The sequence below is a fragment of the Mycobacterium sp. PDNC021 genome (assembly GCF_048282635.1).
Lineage (GTDB): Bacteria > Actinomycetota > Actinomycetes > Mycobacteriales > Mycobacteriaceae > Mycobacterium > Mycobacterium llatzerense.
Genome location: NZ_CP182502.1, coordinates 3,738,914 through 3,752,913, shown reverse-complemented (window position 1 = coordinate 3,752,913; position 14,000 = coordinate 3,738,914). Strand labels below are relative to the sequence as shown.

Below are 14,000 nucleotides of genomic sequence, written 5' to 3'. Positions count from 1 at the left end.
ATCGTGACAATTTCCCATCGGCGCCACATTCTGCGTCGCCAGCTGGCGGCCGCCGAGCTGGATGCGATCCTGGTAACCGACCTGGTCAACGTGCGTTATCTGTCCGGATTCACCGGATCCAACGCAGCCCTGCTGATTCCCATTGACCAGGACAAAGACGGGGACACCTTTGTCCTCGCCACCGACGGGCGGTACCGGACGCAGGCCGCACAGCAGGCCCCCGACGCGCAGGTCGTCATCGAGCGGGCGTGCGCACCGCAATTGGTGCGCGCTGCCGAAGCCGCCGGGGTGAAGCGGCTCGGCTTCGAAAGCCACGTCATGACGGTCGACGCCCATGCCGCACTGCAACGGGTCAGCGGGGACATCGAGCTGGTCCGGGCGCCCGGCATGGTCGAGTCACTGCGTGAGGTCAAGGACGCCGGCGAGATCGCGATCCTGCGGCTGGCCTGCGAGGCCGCCGACGCCGCGCTCAAGGACCTGATCGAATCCGGCGGGCTGCGGGCCGGCCGCACCGAGAAGGAGGTCGGCCGTGAACTGGAAGCGCGCATGCTCGACCACGGTGCCGACGGGCCGTCGTTCGAGACCATCGTCGCGACGGGCGCCAACTCGGCGATCCCGCACCACCGCCCTACCGACGCGGTGCTGGCGGCCGGCGACTTCGTGAAGATCGACTTCGGCGCGCTGGTCGAGGGCTACCACTCGGACATGACCCGCACCTTCGTGCTGGCGCCCGTGGCGCAGTGGCAGCGCGACATCTATGACCTGGTCGCGACGTCGCAGCGCGCGGGCCGGGAGGCGCTGGTGCCGGGTACCACGTTGTCGGCCGTGGATCGGGCGTCGCGGCAGGTCATCACCGATGCCGGCTACGGCGAGCAGTTCTCCCACGGGCTCGGGCACGGGGTCGGGCTGCAGATTCACGAAGCGCCGGGAATCAACTCCGCCGCCGCCGGTACACTGCTTGCTGGCTCTGTGGTAACCGTGGAGCCCGGTGTCTACCTGCCCGGCCGGGGCGGCGTCCGGATCGAGGACACGCTGGTCGTGGGCAGCGATACGACACACACACCTGAGTTGCTTACCCGGTTCCCCAAGGAACTGGCCATCCTCTGACGACAGAGAGCTAGGAGCAGTACCGACCGTGGCATCTACCGCCGACTTCAAGAATGGTCTTGTCCTCAACATCGAGGGCCAGCTGTGGCAGATCACCGAGTTCCAGCACGTCAAGCCCGGCAAGGGCCCGGCCTTCGTGCGCACCAAGCTCAAGAATGTGCTGACGGGCAAGGTCGTCGACAAGACCTTCAACGCCGGCGTGAAGGTGGAGACCGCGACCGTCGACCGTCGTGACGCCACCTACCTGTACCGCGACGGCAGCGACTTCGTCTTCATGGACGCCGAGGACTTCGAGCAGCACCCGCTGTCGGAGACCCTGGTGGGCAACGCCGCCGGCTTCCTGCTGGAGAACCTGCAGGTGCAGATCGCGTTCCACAACGGCGCACCGCTGTACCTGGAACTTCCCGTCAGCATCGACATCGTCGTCGCACACACCGAGCCGGGCCTGCAGGGCGACCGCTCGAACGCCGGCACCAAGCCGGCCACCCTGGAGACCGGCGCCGAGATCCAGGTCCCGCTGTTCATCAACATCGGCGACAAGCTGAAGGTGGACACCCGCGACAGCAGCTACATCAGTCGGGTCAATGCCTGACCGTCGTTCCGACAAGGGTCGGCACCAGGCGCGCAAGCGCGCCGTCGACCTGCTGTTCGAGGCCGAGGCCCGCGGGATCACCGCGGCCGAGGGTGCGAAGCTGCGCAACACCATCGCCGAGAGCGACCCCGAGGTATCGGCGCTGAACCCGTACACGGTGACCGTTGCCGACGGTGTCACCGAGCACGCGGCGCACATCGACGACCTGATCTCCGCGCACCTGCAGGGCTGGACGCTCGAGCGGCTGCCGGCGGTGGACCGGGCGATCCTGCGCGTCGCGGTGTGGGAATTGCTGCACGCGACGGACGTGCCCGAGCCGGTGGCCGTCGACGAGGCGGTCGAGCTGGCGAAGACGCTGTCCACCGATGAGTCACCCGGTTTCGTCAACGGTGTCCTCGGCCAGGTGATGCTGGTGACGCCGCAGATTCGGGCGGCGGCGGCGGCCGTGCGGGGCGAGTAGCAGTGGACGAACCGCAGGACTGGGCGCCGTACTCGAGTGTCGAGGACGCGGCGAAGGTCTACCTGCGGGATCCGGAGCTGGCGCTCGAGCAGCTGCGCTCGGTGGTCGACTTCCGCTCGATCAAGTCCTTCATCATGTCGCGCGGCGCGTCCGAGGAGTCCTGGGGCGACGCCGTGTGGCAGGAGGTCGTCCTCACCGACGGTGAGCGCCTGATCATGTGGCGGGCCGACGACGACGCCAGCGGCGAGGACGAGCAGCTGCGCCGGACGTTGGACACCTCGGTGCGGACCATTCTGTTGTCCACCATCACCGACCACATCCTGACCACCCAGTTCGAGGTGTTGGTCGACGGCACCCGGCGACTGGCCGAGGTCCGGCTGCGGATGTACACGCAGCTGATCACCCGCAGCCGGCAGAAGTCCGCGATCGACAGCGATTTCTTCTGCGAATCGTTCCGGTACACCAAGTCCGTCGACGACGGCGGCCTCGCTCAGATGCAGCGGCTGCTGCAGTTCGGCCGGGAGCTTTCGCACGCGCTGTAAAAGCCGACCGGAAATAGTGGCGTGCCGATTACGTTGATTCGGTTGAATCAACAGAAAGGCAGCCGATCGTGAGCAATGCCGAGCCGTCCGAAACCCTCAAGGCGGTCGTTCGCTGCAACACCGAACAGGTCCAGGGCGGTGGCGACTTCGAGCTTTTCGAGGAGTTGTTCGCCGATGACTTCGTCGACCACACCCCGCAGCCGGGTACCTCTGCCGACAAGGCCGGAGTCTTGGTTCTCTACAAACGGCTGCGCGGCGCGTTCAGCGACTTCCGTCCCGAAATCCATTGGCAGACAGTCGATGGCGACATCGTGACGACTTACAAGATTTATCACGGCACTCACGACGGGGACTTCCTGGGCCTCGCGCCCTCGGGCAAGCGCATCCAGTTCGAGACGGTCGACGCGATGCGGGTGCGTGACGGCAAGATCACCGACCACTGGGGCGTGGCCAATCTCTACTCGGTGCTGCAACAGCTGGGGAAGCTCCCGGTCTGACGGCGCAGCAGCCGCTCTCCCGGACACTGGGACCATTCGTGACCTAGGTCTCAGTAACACCGTTACAGTCGAATCATGGGAACCCAGCCGAGAGTGATCGCCGAAGTCGGCGAAGACGGACTGCACCTGCACGCCTGTTGCCTCTGTGAAGCCATGTGCGGCTTGGAGATTCAGGTGGCCGACGGCAAGGTCGCCGGCATCCGGCCCAACAAGGCCGACGAGTGGAGCGCGGGCCACATCTGCCCGAAGGGCGCCTCCCTGGGTGCGCTGCACGAGGACCCGGACCGGATTCGCCGGCCGATGATCAAGGTCGACGACCAGTGGCGCGAGGTCGACTGGGACACCGCGTTCCGCCGCTGTACCGAACTGCTGGCGCCGGTCATCGAGCAGCACGGCATCGGCGCGGTTGCCGCGTACACGGGAAACCCACTGGCGCACTCGTTTTCGCTGTCGCGGTACGCCGCGATCCTGCTCGGCCTGTCCGGCATGCCGATCACTTATTCGCCCGGCACCATCGACCAGTGGCCGAAGAACCTGTCGTCGCACCTGATGTACGGCAGCTGGTGGGCCTTCCCGACCCCGGACCTGCAGCGCACCGACCTACTCGTGGTGATGGGCGCCAACCCGGCCGCCTCTCAGGGCTCGCTGCTGGCCGCCCCCGACATCATGGGCATCATCGGCGGAATCCGGAAGCGCGGCAAGGTGATCGTCATCGACCCGGTGCGGACCCAGACCGCCGCCAAGGCCGACGAGTGGCTGCCGATCACCCCGGGCACCGACGCGGCGCTGCTGCTGGGCGTCATCCATGCGGTGTTCGACGAAGGGCTGGTCAATCTCGGCCAGCTGGAGCAGCACCTCGACGGGGTGCCCGAGCTGCGGCAGGCCGTCGCCGACTGGTCGCCCGAAAGGGTCTCCACCGCAACAGGTATCGAGGCGCAGCGAATTCGGGAACTGGCCCGCGAGCTGGCCGGTACGCCCCGCGCCGTCGTCTACGGCCGCATCGGTACCTGCAACCAGGAGTTCGGCAGCCTCGCGAGCTGGCTGATCGACGTTGTCAACATCGTCACCGGACACTTCGATGTCCCCGGCGGCGCGATGTTCGCAACGCCGACCGCGTGGACCGTCACCAGCCAGACCATCCCCGGCCTGGAGGATGGGGCGGCGAATTTCGGCCGGTACAAGACCCGGGTGCGCGGGGCCAAAGAGGTCATGGGCCAGGTGCCGGTCTCGTGCATGCTGGAAGAGATCGTCACTCCGGGTGAGGGCCAACTGAAGGCGCTGATCACGGTGGCGGGCAACCCCGTGCTGTCGACGCCGGGCGGCGACAAACTCGACGGCGCGCTGCCGCAGCTGGACGCGATGATCTCGGTGGACCTGTGGCTCAACGAGACCACCCGGCATGCCGACGTGATCCTGCCCGGCCCGTCGGCACTCGAGCAGGCGCACTCCGCCGACCTGCTGCTGGGCGCAGCCATCAACAGCTTCGCCCGGTACTCGCCGCCGGTGTTCCACCGCGAGGACCCCGATGCGCCGGAGGAGTGGGAGATTCTGATCCGGCTCACCGGGCTGTGCACCGGCACCCCGGCCGAGGATGTCGACATCGCCGCGCTGGACGACGGCTGGTTCGACTACCTGTGCTTCACCCAGGGGCTCGACGGCGCCGAGATCCGCAAGAAGTACGACCGCGGCGGACCGGAGCGCATGCTCGACCTGACGCTGCGGACTGCGGCATTCGGCGATCGGTACGGCGAGAACCCCGACGGGCTGACGCTCGAGAAGCTCAAAGCCCATCCGGACGGCATCAACTACGGCCCGATGGTGCCGCGGGTGCCCGAGGTACTGGGTACCGCGGACCAGAAGATTCGCCTGGCACCGCAATATCTGCTCGACGACCTGCCGCGGCTGGCCGCGCGGCTCGAACGTGCCGACGACGAGCTGGTGCTGGTGAGCCGGCGGCATCTGCGGTCCAACAACTCCTGGCTGCACAACGTCGGTGCGCTGATGAAGGGCCGCGACCGCTGCACGCTGCTGATGCACAGTCGCGACGCCGCCGAGCGGGGCATCGTGGACGGTGACGACGCCGAAGTCGCCTCTGGCGCCGGGAAGATCGTCGTGCCCGTCGAGGTGACCGACGCGATCAAGCCGGGTGTGGTGTCCATGCCGCACGGCTGGGGGCATGGACAGCCGGGCACCCGGCTCGGTGTCGCCAACGCGTCGCCCGGCGTGAACACCAACATCCTGTCGCTGCCGGACTTCATCGACGAGCCGTCGGGTAACGGTGCGCTCAACGGGATTCCGGTGACGGTGTCGGCGGCGGGGAGCTGACAGGGAGGGACGAGCCCCTCTGTTTCGCCGCGCCTGCTCGCATTGACTGCGAATCTACGCACATAGGCACTCGAACTTTTGCGACCGCAGTTCGCACTCAACGCCCGCCCTACGGCGGACTGCGCCCGCTCGGAGAGAAAACCGGCCAGAGAAGTACTGCGCACTTGGCAGGCCTCTTTCGATTCATCGAGATTCGAACAGCCGCAGGTTTTCGAGGTGGCGCAATGGTCGTTGAGGCCCCGATTTGTGCAGGTCATGGGCGTACCGGGGCGGCGCAATGCGGGTACCGTCGAGCCACCCGATTTGCGGGGGCAGACCTGACACCCGCAGGTCCCTACGGTCAACCGCATGCCCACGACCGATCCGACCCCGCTGCGCCGGCGCGCCGACCGCGCCCGGCAGGTGGCCGACGTGCTGCGACATCAGGTGCGCGACGGGGTCTACTCGGACGGTCTGCCCGGCGAGGCCGAGCTGGTCGCCGAGTTCTCGGTATCCCGCAACACCGTGCGCGAAGCCCTGGCGATCCTCAAGGCCGAAGGGCTGATCGACCGGGGGCCGCGGGTCGGCACCCACGTGGCCCAGCGCAAGTACGATCACGGGCTGCACGCGCTGGTCGGCCTGAAGGAAACCTTCAAGGACTTCGGCGAGGTCCGCAACGAGGTCCGCGCCGCGACGCAGCTGCCGGCGCCCGCGGCGGTGGCGCGCCGGCTGCAGCTGGGTCCCGGTGAGCCCGTCGTCTTCATCGAGCGACTGCGCTACCTGGGCGACCTGCCGCTGAGCCTGGATCTGACATACCTGGCGCCCGACATCGGCGCTGCGGTGCTCGAGCACTCGCTGGAGACCAACGACGTGTTCGCGTTGATCGAGCAGGTCACCGCACAGCGGCTGGGCACGGCGGACATTGCGCTGGAAGCGGTTTCGGCCGATCCGCACACCGCGGCCACCCTGGACATCCCGGCCGGGGGAGCGATTCTGATGCTCGAACGGCTCACCACGCTCGACGACGGGCGCCCCGTCGACCTCGAGTACATCCGACTGCGTGGTGACCGAATCACCATGCGCGGCAACCTGTTACGGAGTGAATCATGACGCTGGTCAATAACCAACGAGTCGATGTCCCGGTGACGATCGACGAGTCGCTCTGCATCGAGGGCTGCACCCTGTGCGTCGACATCTGCCCGCTGGACTCGCTGGCCATCAACCCCGACAACGGTAAGGCCTACATGCACGTCGACGAGTGTTGGTACTGCGGGCCGTGCGCCGCACGCTGCCCAACCGGCGCTGTCTCCGTCAACATGCCCTATCTCATCCGCTAAGGACTCCAGCCCAATGACAAGCAAGCATCTCGCTCGGTTTTCCGCCCTGGCCGCCAGCGTCGTGCTGGCCGCCACCGGCTGCTCGGTCGATTCGGCCGGCAAGGACGACGACGTCGTCAATGTGGTCGTCGGCTACCAGTCCAAGACCATCAACACCGTCACCGCGGGGACATTGCTTCGTGCGCAAGGCTATTTGGAACATCGGCTCAGTGACATTTCTGCCAAGACCGGCAAGAAGTACCACGTCGAATGGCAGGACTACGACACCGGCGCACCGATCACCGCCCAGATGGTCGCCGAGAAGATCGACATCGGATCGATGGGCGACTACCCGATGCTGATCAACGGGTCCAAGACCCAGAGCAACGAACGCGCCAAGACCGAGCTGGTGTCGGTGACCGGGTCCAGCCCCACCGGATCGCTGAACATGGTTGTGGTGTCGCCGGATTCGCCGGTGCAGTCGCTGAATGAGCTGGCCGGCCAGAAGGTCTCGGCCAGCGTCGGCTCGGCCGGTCACGGCACGCTGGTCCGGGCGCTGTCGAAGATCGGCATCGACCCGAAGACCGGCGTCGAGGTGCTCAACCAGCAGCCGCAGATCGGCGCGTCGGCACTGGAATCCGGCCAGGTCAAGGCCCTTTCGCAGTTCGTCGCCTGGCCGGGGCTGCTGGTCTTCCAGAACAAGGCGCGGTTGCTGTACGACGGGGCCGAGCTGAACTACCCGACCTGGCACGGCGTCGTGGTGCGACGGGCCTACGCCGGCGCGCATCCCGAGGTGCTCGACGCCTTCCTGCAGGCGCAGCTCGACGCCACCGACTTCCTCAACACCAAACCGATCGAGGCCTCGCGCATCGTCGCGCAGGGCAGCGGCTTGCCGCAGGAAGTCGTATATCTGTACAACGGTCCCGGCGGCACCCGGTTCGACACCACGCTGAAGCAATCGCTCGTGGATGCGCTGAAAGGCGATGTGCCGTACCTGAAGTCGATCGGTGACTTCGCCGACCTGGACGTCGCCAAGTTCGTCGAGGACGGACCCTTGCGCAAGGCGCTGTCCGAGCGGGGCCGCGACTACAACGCCGAGGTCGCCCGCACCGCGAATCCGTCGGTGGTGCACGGTACCGACCCGGTGTGCAACATCGCGGCCGACAACCCGGCACTGGCCGGTGAGCTGTGGCTGGACGGTTCGGACACCACGCAGCCGGCGGCCAACCCGACCTGCTTGCTGAAGGCGATCCGTGCGGCCGAGGCCAAGGGCGCCAAGGTGCGTGCCGCCTACGTGCCGGACGCCGAATTCGGAACCCGTTGGCTGGCAGACAAATCCGTGTGGGTCCAGCAGGGTGCGGAGTTCGTCCCGTTCGACACCGCCGCAGGCGCGCACCGCTACCAGGCGGCCCATCCCGGTTCGTCGGTGGTGACGTACCAGCAGGCTCTGGTCGGTGCGGCATGACGGCAATAGCCGGCGGCGTCGAAGCGGCGGTGTCATTGCCTGCCCGCACTGCCGAGGCTGAGGTGGCGCGGCGGCGGGTTCCGGCCACCTGGCGCAGTTACGCCATCAAGGCGCTGTCGGTCGCCGCGGCCGTGGGTATCTGGCAGCTGCTCACCGCGGGCCACGTCCGGTTCTGGCTGCGGTTCGACAACCTGCCGACCGTGACCCAGATCGCCGCCAAGTTCGTCGCCTCCGTGGGCACCGGCCAGTACTGGCTGGACCTGACGCAGTCGGTGATCCGGATCGTCAGCGGCTTCGGACTGGCCGCGGTGATCGGCGCCGGGGTCGGGATCGCGCTCGGCCGGTCTCGGCTGTTCGCCGACATCGTCGGACCGTTGACCGAGCTGGCCCGGCCGATCCCGGCCATCGCGCTGGTCCCGGTGGCCATCCTGCTGTTCCCGACCGACGAGGCCGGCATCGTGTTCATCACGTTCCTCGCGGCGTTCTTCCCGATCATGGTGAGCACCCGGCATGCGGTGCGAGCATTGCCGACGCTGTGGGAGGACTCGGTGCGCACCCTCGGCGGTTCGCGCTGGGATGTGCTGCGGCAGGTCGTGTTTCCGGGTGTGCTGCCCGGGCTGTTCGGCGGATTGTCGGTCGGTATGGGTGTGGCCTGGATCTGCGTGGTGTCCGCGGAGATGATCTCCGGCCGGCTCGGTGTCGGCTACCGCACCTGGCAGGCCTACACCGTGCTGGATTACCCGAGCGTCTTCGTCGGGATCATCACCATCGGAGCCCTGGGCTTCGGCACATCGGCCGCGGTGGAACTGATCGGCCGGCGGCTGACGCGCTGGCTGCCGCGTGGTGAGGAGAACGCGCGATGAGCGCTCGCGCGAAGAGCAGAGGACACAGATGAGCGCCGTACTGGCAGAGCCGACGATTCGTGGCCTACGCCTCGAACTCGACCGAATCCGACTGTCCTACACCGGCGAGCCGGTCGTGGACGGGCTGAGCCTGACGGTGCAGCCGGGGGAGATCCTGGTGCTGACCGGGCCGTCGGGCTGTGGCAAGTCGACGGTGTTGCGGGCGCTGGCCGGGCTGCTGAAGCCCGATGCGGGGCGGGTCCTCGCGGACGGCGCGCTCGTGACCACCACGTCGCGGGACCGCGGCATGGTGTTCCAGGACAGTGCGTTGTTGCCGTGGCGCACAGTGCGATCCAACATCGAGCTGGCGCTGCAGCTGCGCGGTGTGCCGCGTACCGGCCGCCGCGAACGTGCCGAACGCTGGATCGACGAGGTCGGGCTGAGTGGGTTCGCCGACTTCCTGCCGAAGAGTCTGTCCGGCGGCATGCGCCAGCGGGTCCAGCTGGCCCGTGGACTGGCCGGGGCTCCACGGGCCGTCCTGATGGACGAGCCGTTCGGTGCGCTCGACGCCAAGACCCGGAATGCCATGCAGCACCTGCTGATCGACACCTGGCAGGCCCATCCGACCACCGTCGTATTTGTCACCCATGACGTCGATGAAGCCCTCGCCCTGGGTGACCGGGTGGCCGTCCTCGGCCGCGCCGGGCAGCCGCTGCGCGCGCTGCTCGACGTTCCCAGTCCCCGTGATGCCGATGTTGCCCGCACCGAGCTGCGGGCCGAAATCCTTGGAGCACTACACCAATGAGCACCCTCGAGGTCCCCGACCTCGCCACTCCCGTCCGCCTGGACTGTGACGTCCTGGTGATCGGCGGCGGGACCGCCGGCACCATGGCGGCGCTGACCGCCGCCGAGAACGGCGCCCAGGTGCTGCTGCTGGAGAAGGCCCACGTACGGCACTCCGGTGCACTGGCCATGGGCATGGACGGCGTCAACAACGCCGTCGTCCCGGGCAAGGCCACCCCGGAGGATTACGTCGCCGAGATCACCCGGGCCAACGACGGAATCGTCAACCAGCGCACCATCTATCAGACCGCGACCCGCGGCTTCGCCATGGTGCAGCGGCTGGAACGCTACGGCGTCAAGTTCGAGAAGGACGAGCACGGCGAGTACGCGGTGCGCCGGGTGCACCGCTCGGGTTCCTACGTGCTGCCGATGCCCGAGGGCAAGGACGTCAAGAAGGCGCTGTACCGCGTGCTGCGGCAGCGGTCGATGCGCGAGAAGATTCAGATCGAGAACCGGCTGATGCCGGTGCGCGTGCTGACCGAGAATGGGCGTGCCGTCGGTGCGGCCGCGTTCAACACGCGCACAGGCGAATTCGTGACGGTCGGGGCCAAGGCCGTCATCCTCGCGACCGGAGCCAGTGGCCGGCTGGGCCTGCCGGCCTCGGGATACCTGTACGGCACCTACGAAAACCCCTGCAACGCCGGTGACGGCTACTCGATGGCCTACCACGCCGGGGCGGAACTGTCGGGCATCGAATGCTTCCAGGTGAACCCGCTGATCAAGGACTACAACGGACCGGCCTGCGCCTACGTCGCCAATCCCTTTGGCGGATACCAGGTGAACGCGCTGGGGGAGCGGTTCGTCGACTCCGACTACTGGTCGGGCCAGATGATGTCCGAGGTCAAGAGCGAGATCGAATCGGCCCGCGGCCCGATCTATCTCAAGGTCACCCACCTGCCGGACGAGACCATCACCGCGATGGAGAACATCCTGCACACCACCGAACGCCCGACGCGCGGCACGTTCCACGCCAACCGCGGACACGACTACCGGACCCACGACATCGAGATGCACATCTCCGAGATCGGTTTGTGCAGTGGGCATTCGGCGTCCGGGGTGTGGGTCGACGAGCACGCCCGTACCACCGTGCCGGGGCTGTACGCGGCCGGTGACATGGCGTGCGTTCCGCACAACTACATGATCGGGGCGTTCGTCTACGGTGACCTGGCCGGCGAGCACGCCGCGTCCACGCTCGCGGACGTCGAAGCACCCGTGGATCTTCCGCAGGATCAGCTGGCCGAGGCGCATGAGCTGATCTACCGTCCGCTGCGGCATCCGGACGGCCCGCCGCAGCCGCAGGTCGAGTACAAGCTGCGCCGCTTCGTCAACGACTATGTGGCCCCGCCCAAGACGGCGACCAAGCTGTCCATCGCCGTGCGCACCTTCGAGCGGATGGCCGAGGAGATCGAGCAGATGGGCGCCCGCACCCCGCACGAGCTGATGCGGACGGTCGAGGTGTCGTTCATCCGGGACTGCGCCGAGATGGCGGCCCGGTCGTCGTTGACGCGCACCGAATCGAGGTGGGGTCTGTACCACGATCGCGCAGACATCCCCGAGCGCGACGACGAAGAGTGGCGCTATCACCTGAACCTGCGCAAGGACGCGAACGGGGAGATGGAGTTCCTGAAGCGGCCGGTGGCACCGTATTTCGTGCCGGTGCCCGACCTGGACCACCTGCCGTCGGACCACGCGGTGCAGCACGTGCACCAGCCGGACCTGGTCGGCGGCAAGGCGCCGGCGACCGCGGGATCGCGCCTGCGGCCGACCGAACCGGCGACGCCGCCGTCGCCGCGTATCGCTCAGGTGATCGCGCTGGAGGAACCGGCGCTCGCCGATCTGGCCGGGTTCCTGCAGGACACCGACGCGGGTGTTCGCCGCGCCGCTGTCGCGGTGCTGGTGGAGAACCTGCCGGACGGCTACCAGCCGCCGCTCGTCGCTGCCCTCGGCGACGACGACGGCGCGGTGCGGGCCACCGCGGCCGATGCCCTGCGGGAACTGGTGGAAGTGTTGCCCGATGCGGCGGCAGTCGCCCCGTACTTGACTTCCGCTGACCCGGTGGTGCGGGCGGTGACGCTGTACGTGCTGAGTTCGCGCCGTGCCGGTGCTGCCCCCGATTACCGTGCCGCCGTGACGGATTCGGACCACCGCGTGCGCATCGAAGCGGTGCGGGCGTTGGTCTCGGTCGATGACGTCGACGGCGTGGCCGCGGCTGCGGCCGACGACAACCGTGAGGTGCGGATCGCTGCGGGCAACGGGCTCGCGACGCTGCGGTCCGGCGCCGACACCGTGCGGGAGTTGCTGGCCGACCGGGACCCGCTGGTGCGCGCGGCAGCGCTCGCCGCCTTGGCCGCCGTCGGCTGCGCCGAGCAGGATGTGCCGGAAGTGCAACGCGCCCTGCGGGAATCGGCGTGGCAGATTCGTCAGGGCGCGGTGCGGGCACTGTCCGGCGCGGCGCCGGGGGTCGCGGTCGAACCGCTGTCACAGGCGCTGCACGACCCACACTTGGACGTGCGCAAGGCCGCGGTGCTCAGCCTGACCCGGTGGGCCGACTCCGAGGAGGCTGCCCGGACGGCGCTCGGTATCGCGCTGGAAGACGGCGATGCCGACGTGCGGGCCTACGCCCGGCACGCGCTGGCGAGCTCCTGAATCCGGGCGAACGGCCGCTCGGCCTCCAACAGGAAGGCCAGCTCGAGCAGGGTGCGCTCATCCCCGTAGGCGCCGGACAGCTGGACTCCGACAGGTAGGCCGTCGGGGGACCGGTGCAGCGGCAGCGAGATCGCCGGGGTGCCCGCAATGTTGTTGAGCGGGGTGTACGCGACATACCGGCGCAGGCGGTCAATGAGCTCGGGGAAGTCCACCGTCGGCGAGATGTAGCCGATGCGGGGCGTGGTGTGCGAAAGCACCGGCGAGAGCACGACTTCGTGCCGCGCGAACATCCGCGCGTACTGGTCGGCGATGCCGCGCAGTCGCAGCAGTGCGCCCGGAGTGCGGTGCAGATTCCGGCGGTGGTGCGCGCGCAGCCCCAGGCTCAAGCCGTCGGCCTTCGCGGCGTCGAAGGACCGGTCCAGGATCAACCGGCCGGTGCCGACCGCGAGATCGGCCAGCAGCGCCCAGTATTGGACGAAATCGTCGGCGAACTGGGCGGTGACGGGCAGCGAGATCGGCTCGACGACGTGGCCGGCAGACTCCAGCAGCGCCGCGGTGTCTTCGACGGCTGTCCGGGTGGCGTCGTCGACCGATTCGCCGGTGACGCTGTCGAACAGTACGCCGACGCGAAGGGTGCGCTGTGCCGGTCCGCTCACCCGGCCGATCGGCGCCAGTTTCGGGTTGCGCCAATGGTTCTCGCAGGCGGCGAGGTACGCCGCGGTGTCGCGGACGCTGCGTGTCAGGACACCCTCGGAGATCATGTTGATCGGCAGGTGGCTCACCTGTTCACCGTCGCGGTGCCGGCCCCGGCTGGGCTTGAGCCCGACCAGACCCGCGCAGGCGGCGGGAATGCGGATGGAGCCGCCGCCGTCATTGGCGTGCGCGATGGGCACGACGCCGGCGGCGACCAGCGCAGCCGATCCGCCCGACGAGGCGCCGACGGAGTATTCGGTGTGCCACGGGTTCCGGACGGGCTTCTCGGTCATGTATTCCGTGGTGGCGTTGAAACCGAATTCGGGCATTCTGGTCTTGCCCATCAGCGTCATGCCGGTGCTGAGCAACTGTGTCGTGTAGGCGCCGTCCTTCTTCGCGGGCCGGGCCGTGAACGCTTCCGAGCCGTGTGTGGTCGGCAGGCCGGCGACGTCGGTGTTGTCTTTGATGAACGTTGGGACACCGAAGAATTCGGCGTTCGGATCGGTGCTGTGCCGCGGCGGCGTCTCGCACGCCACCGCCTGCAGTTCGGGGTTGACGAGCTGGGCGCGGGCGGTGGCGGCGGCGGCCAGTTCATCCGGGCTGACCTGCATGTCGCGAACCAGCTGGGCCAGGGCGACGGCGTCGTGGTCGCCGAGCGCGTCATCACCGAAGGCGTGGATCGTTGTCATGGGT

Annotated in this window: 13 protein-coding genes; 12 read left to right on the top strand and 1 reads right to left on the bottom strand. The window is 68.1% G+C overall.

Annotated features, from left to right (window positions below; genetic code table 11):
* Positions 1-3: 3 nt before the first annotated feature.
* From ACNO8X_RS17765 to ACNO8X_RS17710, 12 genes are all read left to right on the top strand, one after another.
* Positions 4-1,107, top strand: coding sequence for a M24 family metallopeptidase (locus ACNO8X_RS17765; protein ID WP_418002072.1), 1,104 nt, complete (start codon positions 4-6; stop codon positions 1,105-1,107).
* A gap of 28 nt (positions 1,108-1,135) precedes the next feature.
* Complete coding sequence (gene efp, locus ACNO8X_RS17760) at positions 1,136-1,699, top strand: elongation factor P (RefSeq protein WP_043392731.1); 564 nt, start codon at positions 1,136-1,138, stop codon at positions 1,697-1,699.
* Positions 1,692-2,159 carry a transcription antitermination factor NusB gene (gene nusB, locus ACNO8X_RS17755; RefSeq protein ID WP_043392729.1) on the top strand — a complete coding sequence of 156 codons (468 nt, stop codon included), beginning with the start codon at positions 1,692-1,694 and terminating at the stop codon, positions 2,157-2,159. The genes efp and nusB overlap by 8 nt, the downstream gene beginning before the upstream one ends.
* A 2-nt stretch (positions 2,160-2,161) precedes the next feature.
* Positions 2,162-2,701: a hypothetical protein gene (locus tag ACNO8X_RS17750; protein WP_418002071.1), complete on the top strand. Its 540-nt coding sequence runs from the start codon at positions 2,162-2,164 to the stop codon at positions 2,699-2,701.
* Between the two features lie 68 nt (positions 2,702-2,769).
* Positions 2,770-3,198, top strand: a complete 429-nt coding sequence (locus tag ACNO8X_RS17745) for an ester cyclase (RefSeq protein ID WP_418002070.1) — start codon at positions 2,770-2,772, stop codon at positions 3,196-3,198.
* 75 nt (positions 3,199-3,273) lie between these two features.
* A complete protein-coding gene (locus tag ACNO8X_RS17740; protein WP_418002069.1) occupies positions 3,274-5,523 on the top strand; it encodes a molybdopterin-dependent oxidoreductase in 2,250 nt (749 codons plus the stop codon).
* Between the two features lie 348 nt (positions 5,524-5,871).
* Entirely contained in the window at positions 5,872-6,612 is a 741-nt protein-coding gene (locus ACNO8X_RS17735) for a GntR family transcriptional regulator (RefSeq protein ID WP_418002068.1), read from the top strand.
* Positions 6,609-6,839, top strand: a complete 231-nt coding sequence (locus ACNO8X_RS17730; protein ID WP_260939115.1) for a 4Fe-4S dicluster domain-containing protein — start codon at positions 6,609-6,611, stop codon at positions 6,837-6,839. Before ACNO8X_RS17735 ends, ACNO8X_RS17730 begins: the two co-directional genes overlap by 4 nt.
* 13 nt (positions 6,840-6,852) lie before the next feature.
* Positions 6,853-8,283: an ABC transporter substrate-binding protein gene (locus ACNO8X_RS17725; protein WP_418002067.1), complete on the top strand. Its 1,431-nt coding sequence runs from the start codon at positions 6,853-6,855 to the stop codon at positions 8,281-8,283.
* Positions 8,280-9,146, top strand: a complete 867-nt coding sequence (locus ACNO8X_RS17720; RefSeq protein WP_260972037.1) for an ABC transporter permease — start codon at positions 8,280-8,282, stop codon at positions 9,144-9,146. The genes ACNO8X_RS17725 and ACNO8X_RS17720 overlap by 4 nt, the downstream gene beginning before the upstream one ends.
* Positions 9,147-9,174: 28 nt before the next feature.
* Positions 9,175-9,930, top strand: coding sequence for an ABC transporter ATP-binding protein (locus tag ACNO8X_RS17715; protein ID WP_418002066.1), 756 nt, complete (start codon positions 9,175-9,177; stop codon positions 9,928-9,930).
* Entirely contained in the window at positions 9,927-12,614 is a 2,688-nt protein-coding gene (locus ACNO8X_RS17710) for a fumarate reductase/succinate dehydrogenase flavoprotein subunit (protein ID WP_418002065.1), read from the top strand. Before ACNO8X_RS17715 ends, ACNO8X_RS17710 begins: the two co-directional genes overlap by 4 nt.
* Here ACNO8X_RS17710 and ACNO8X_RS17705 read toward each other — a convergent pair.
* On the bottom strand, positions 12,584-13,996 hold the full coding sequence (locus tag ACNO8X_RS17705; protein ID WP_418002064.1) for an amidase: 1,413 nt from the start codon (positions 13,994-13,996) through the stop codon (positions 12,584-12,586). The genes ACNO8X_RS17710 and ACNO8X_RS17705 overlap by 31 nt on opposite strands.
* Positions 13,997-14,000: the final 4 nt, after the last annotated feature.

Bases quoted from the DNA above. Each gene is read 5' to 3' on its own strand.
- nusB (WP_043392729.1), top strand. From the start codon at position 1,692: ATGCCTGACCGTCGTTCCGACAAGGGTCGGCACCAGGCGCGCAAGCGC.
- ACNO8X_RS17740 (WP_418002069.1), top strand. From the start codon at position 3,274: ATGGGAACCCAGCCGAGAGTGATCGCCGAAGTCGGCGAAGACGGACTG.
- ACNO8X_RS17735 (WP_418002068.1), top strand. From the start codon at position 5,872: ATGCCCACGACCGATCCGACCCCGCTGCGCCGGCGCGCCGACCGCGCC.
- ACNO8X_RS17730 (WP_260939115.1), top strand. From the start codon at position 6,609: ATGACGCTGGTCAATAACCAACGAGTCGATGTCCCGGTGACGATCGAC.
- ACNO8X_RS17725 (WP_418002067.1), top strand. From the start codon at position 6,853: ATGACAAGCAAGCATCTCGCTCGGTTTTCCGCCCTGGCCGCCAGCGTC.
- ACNO8X_RS17720 (WP_260972037.1), top strand. From the start codon at position 8,280: ATGACGGCAATAGCCGGCGGCGTCGAAGCGGCGGTGTCATTGCCTGCC.
- ACNO8X_RS17715 (WP_418002066.1), top strand. From the start codon at position 9,175: ATGAGCGCCGTACTGGCAGAGCCGACGATTCGTGGCCTACGCCTCGAA.
- ACNO8X_RS17710 (WP_418002065.1), top strand. From the start codon at position 9,927: ATGAGCACCCTCGAGGTCCCCGACCTCGCCACTCCCGTCCGCCTGGAC.
- ACNO8X_RS17705 (WP_418002064.1), bottom strand. From the start codon at position 13,996: ATGACAACGATCCACGCCTTCGGTGATGACGCGCTCGGCGACCACGAC.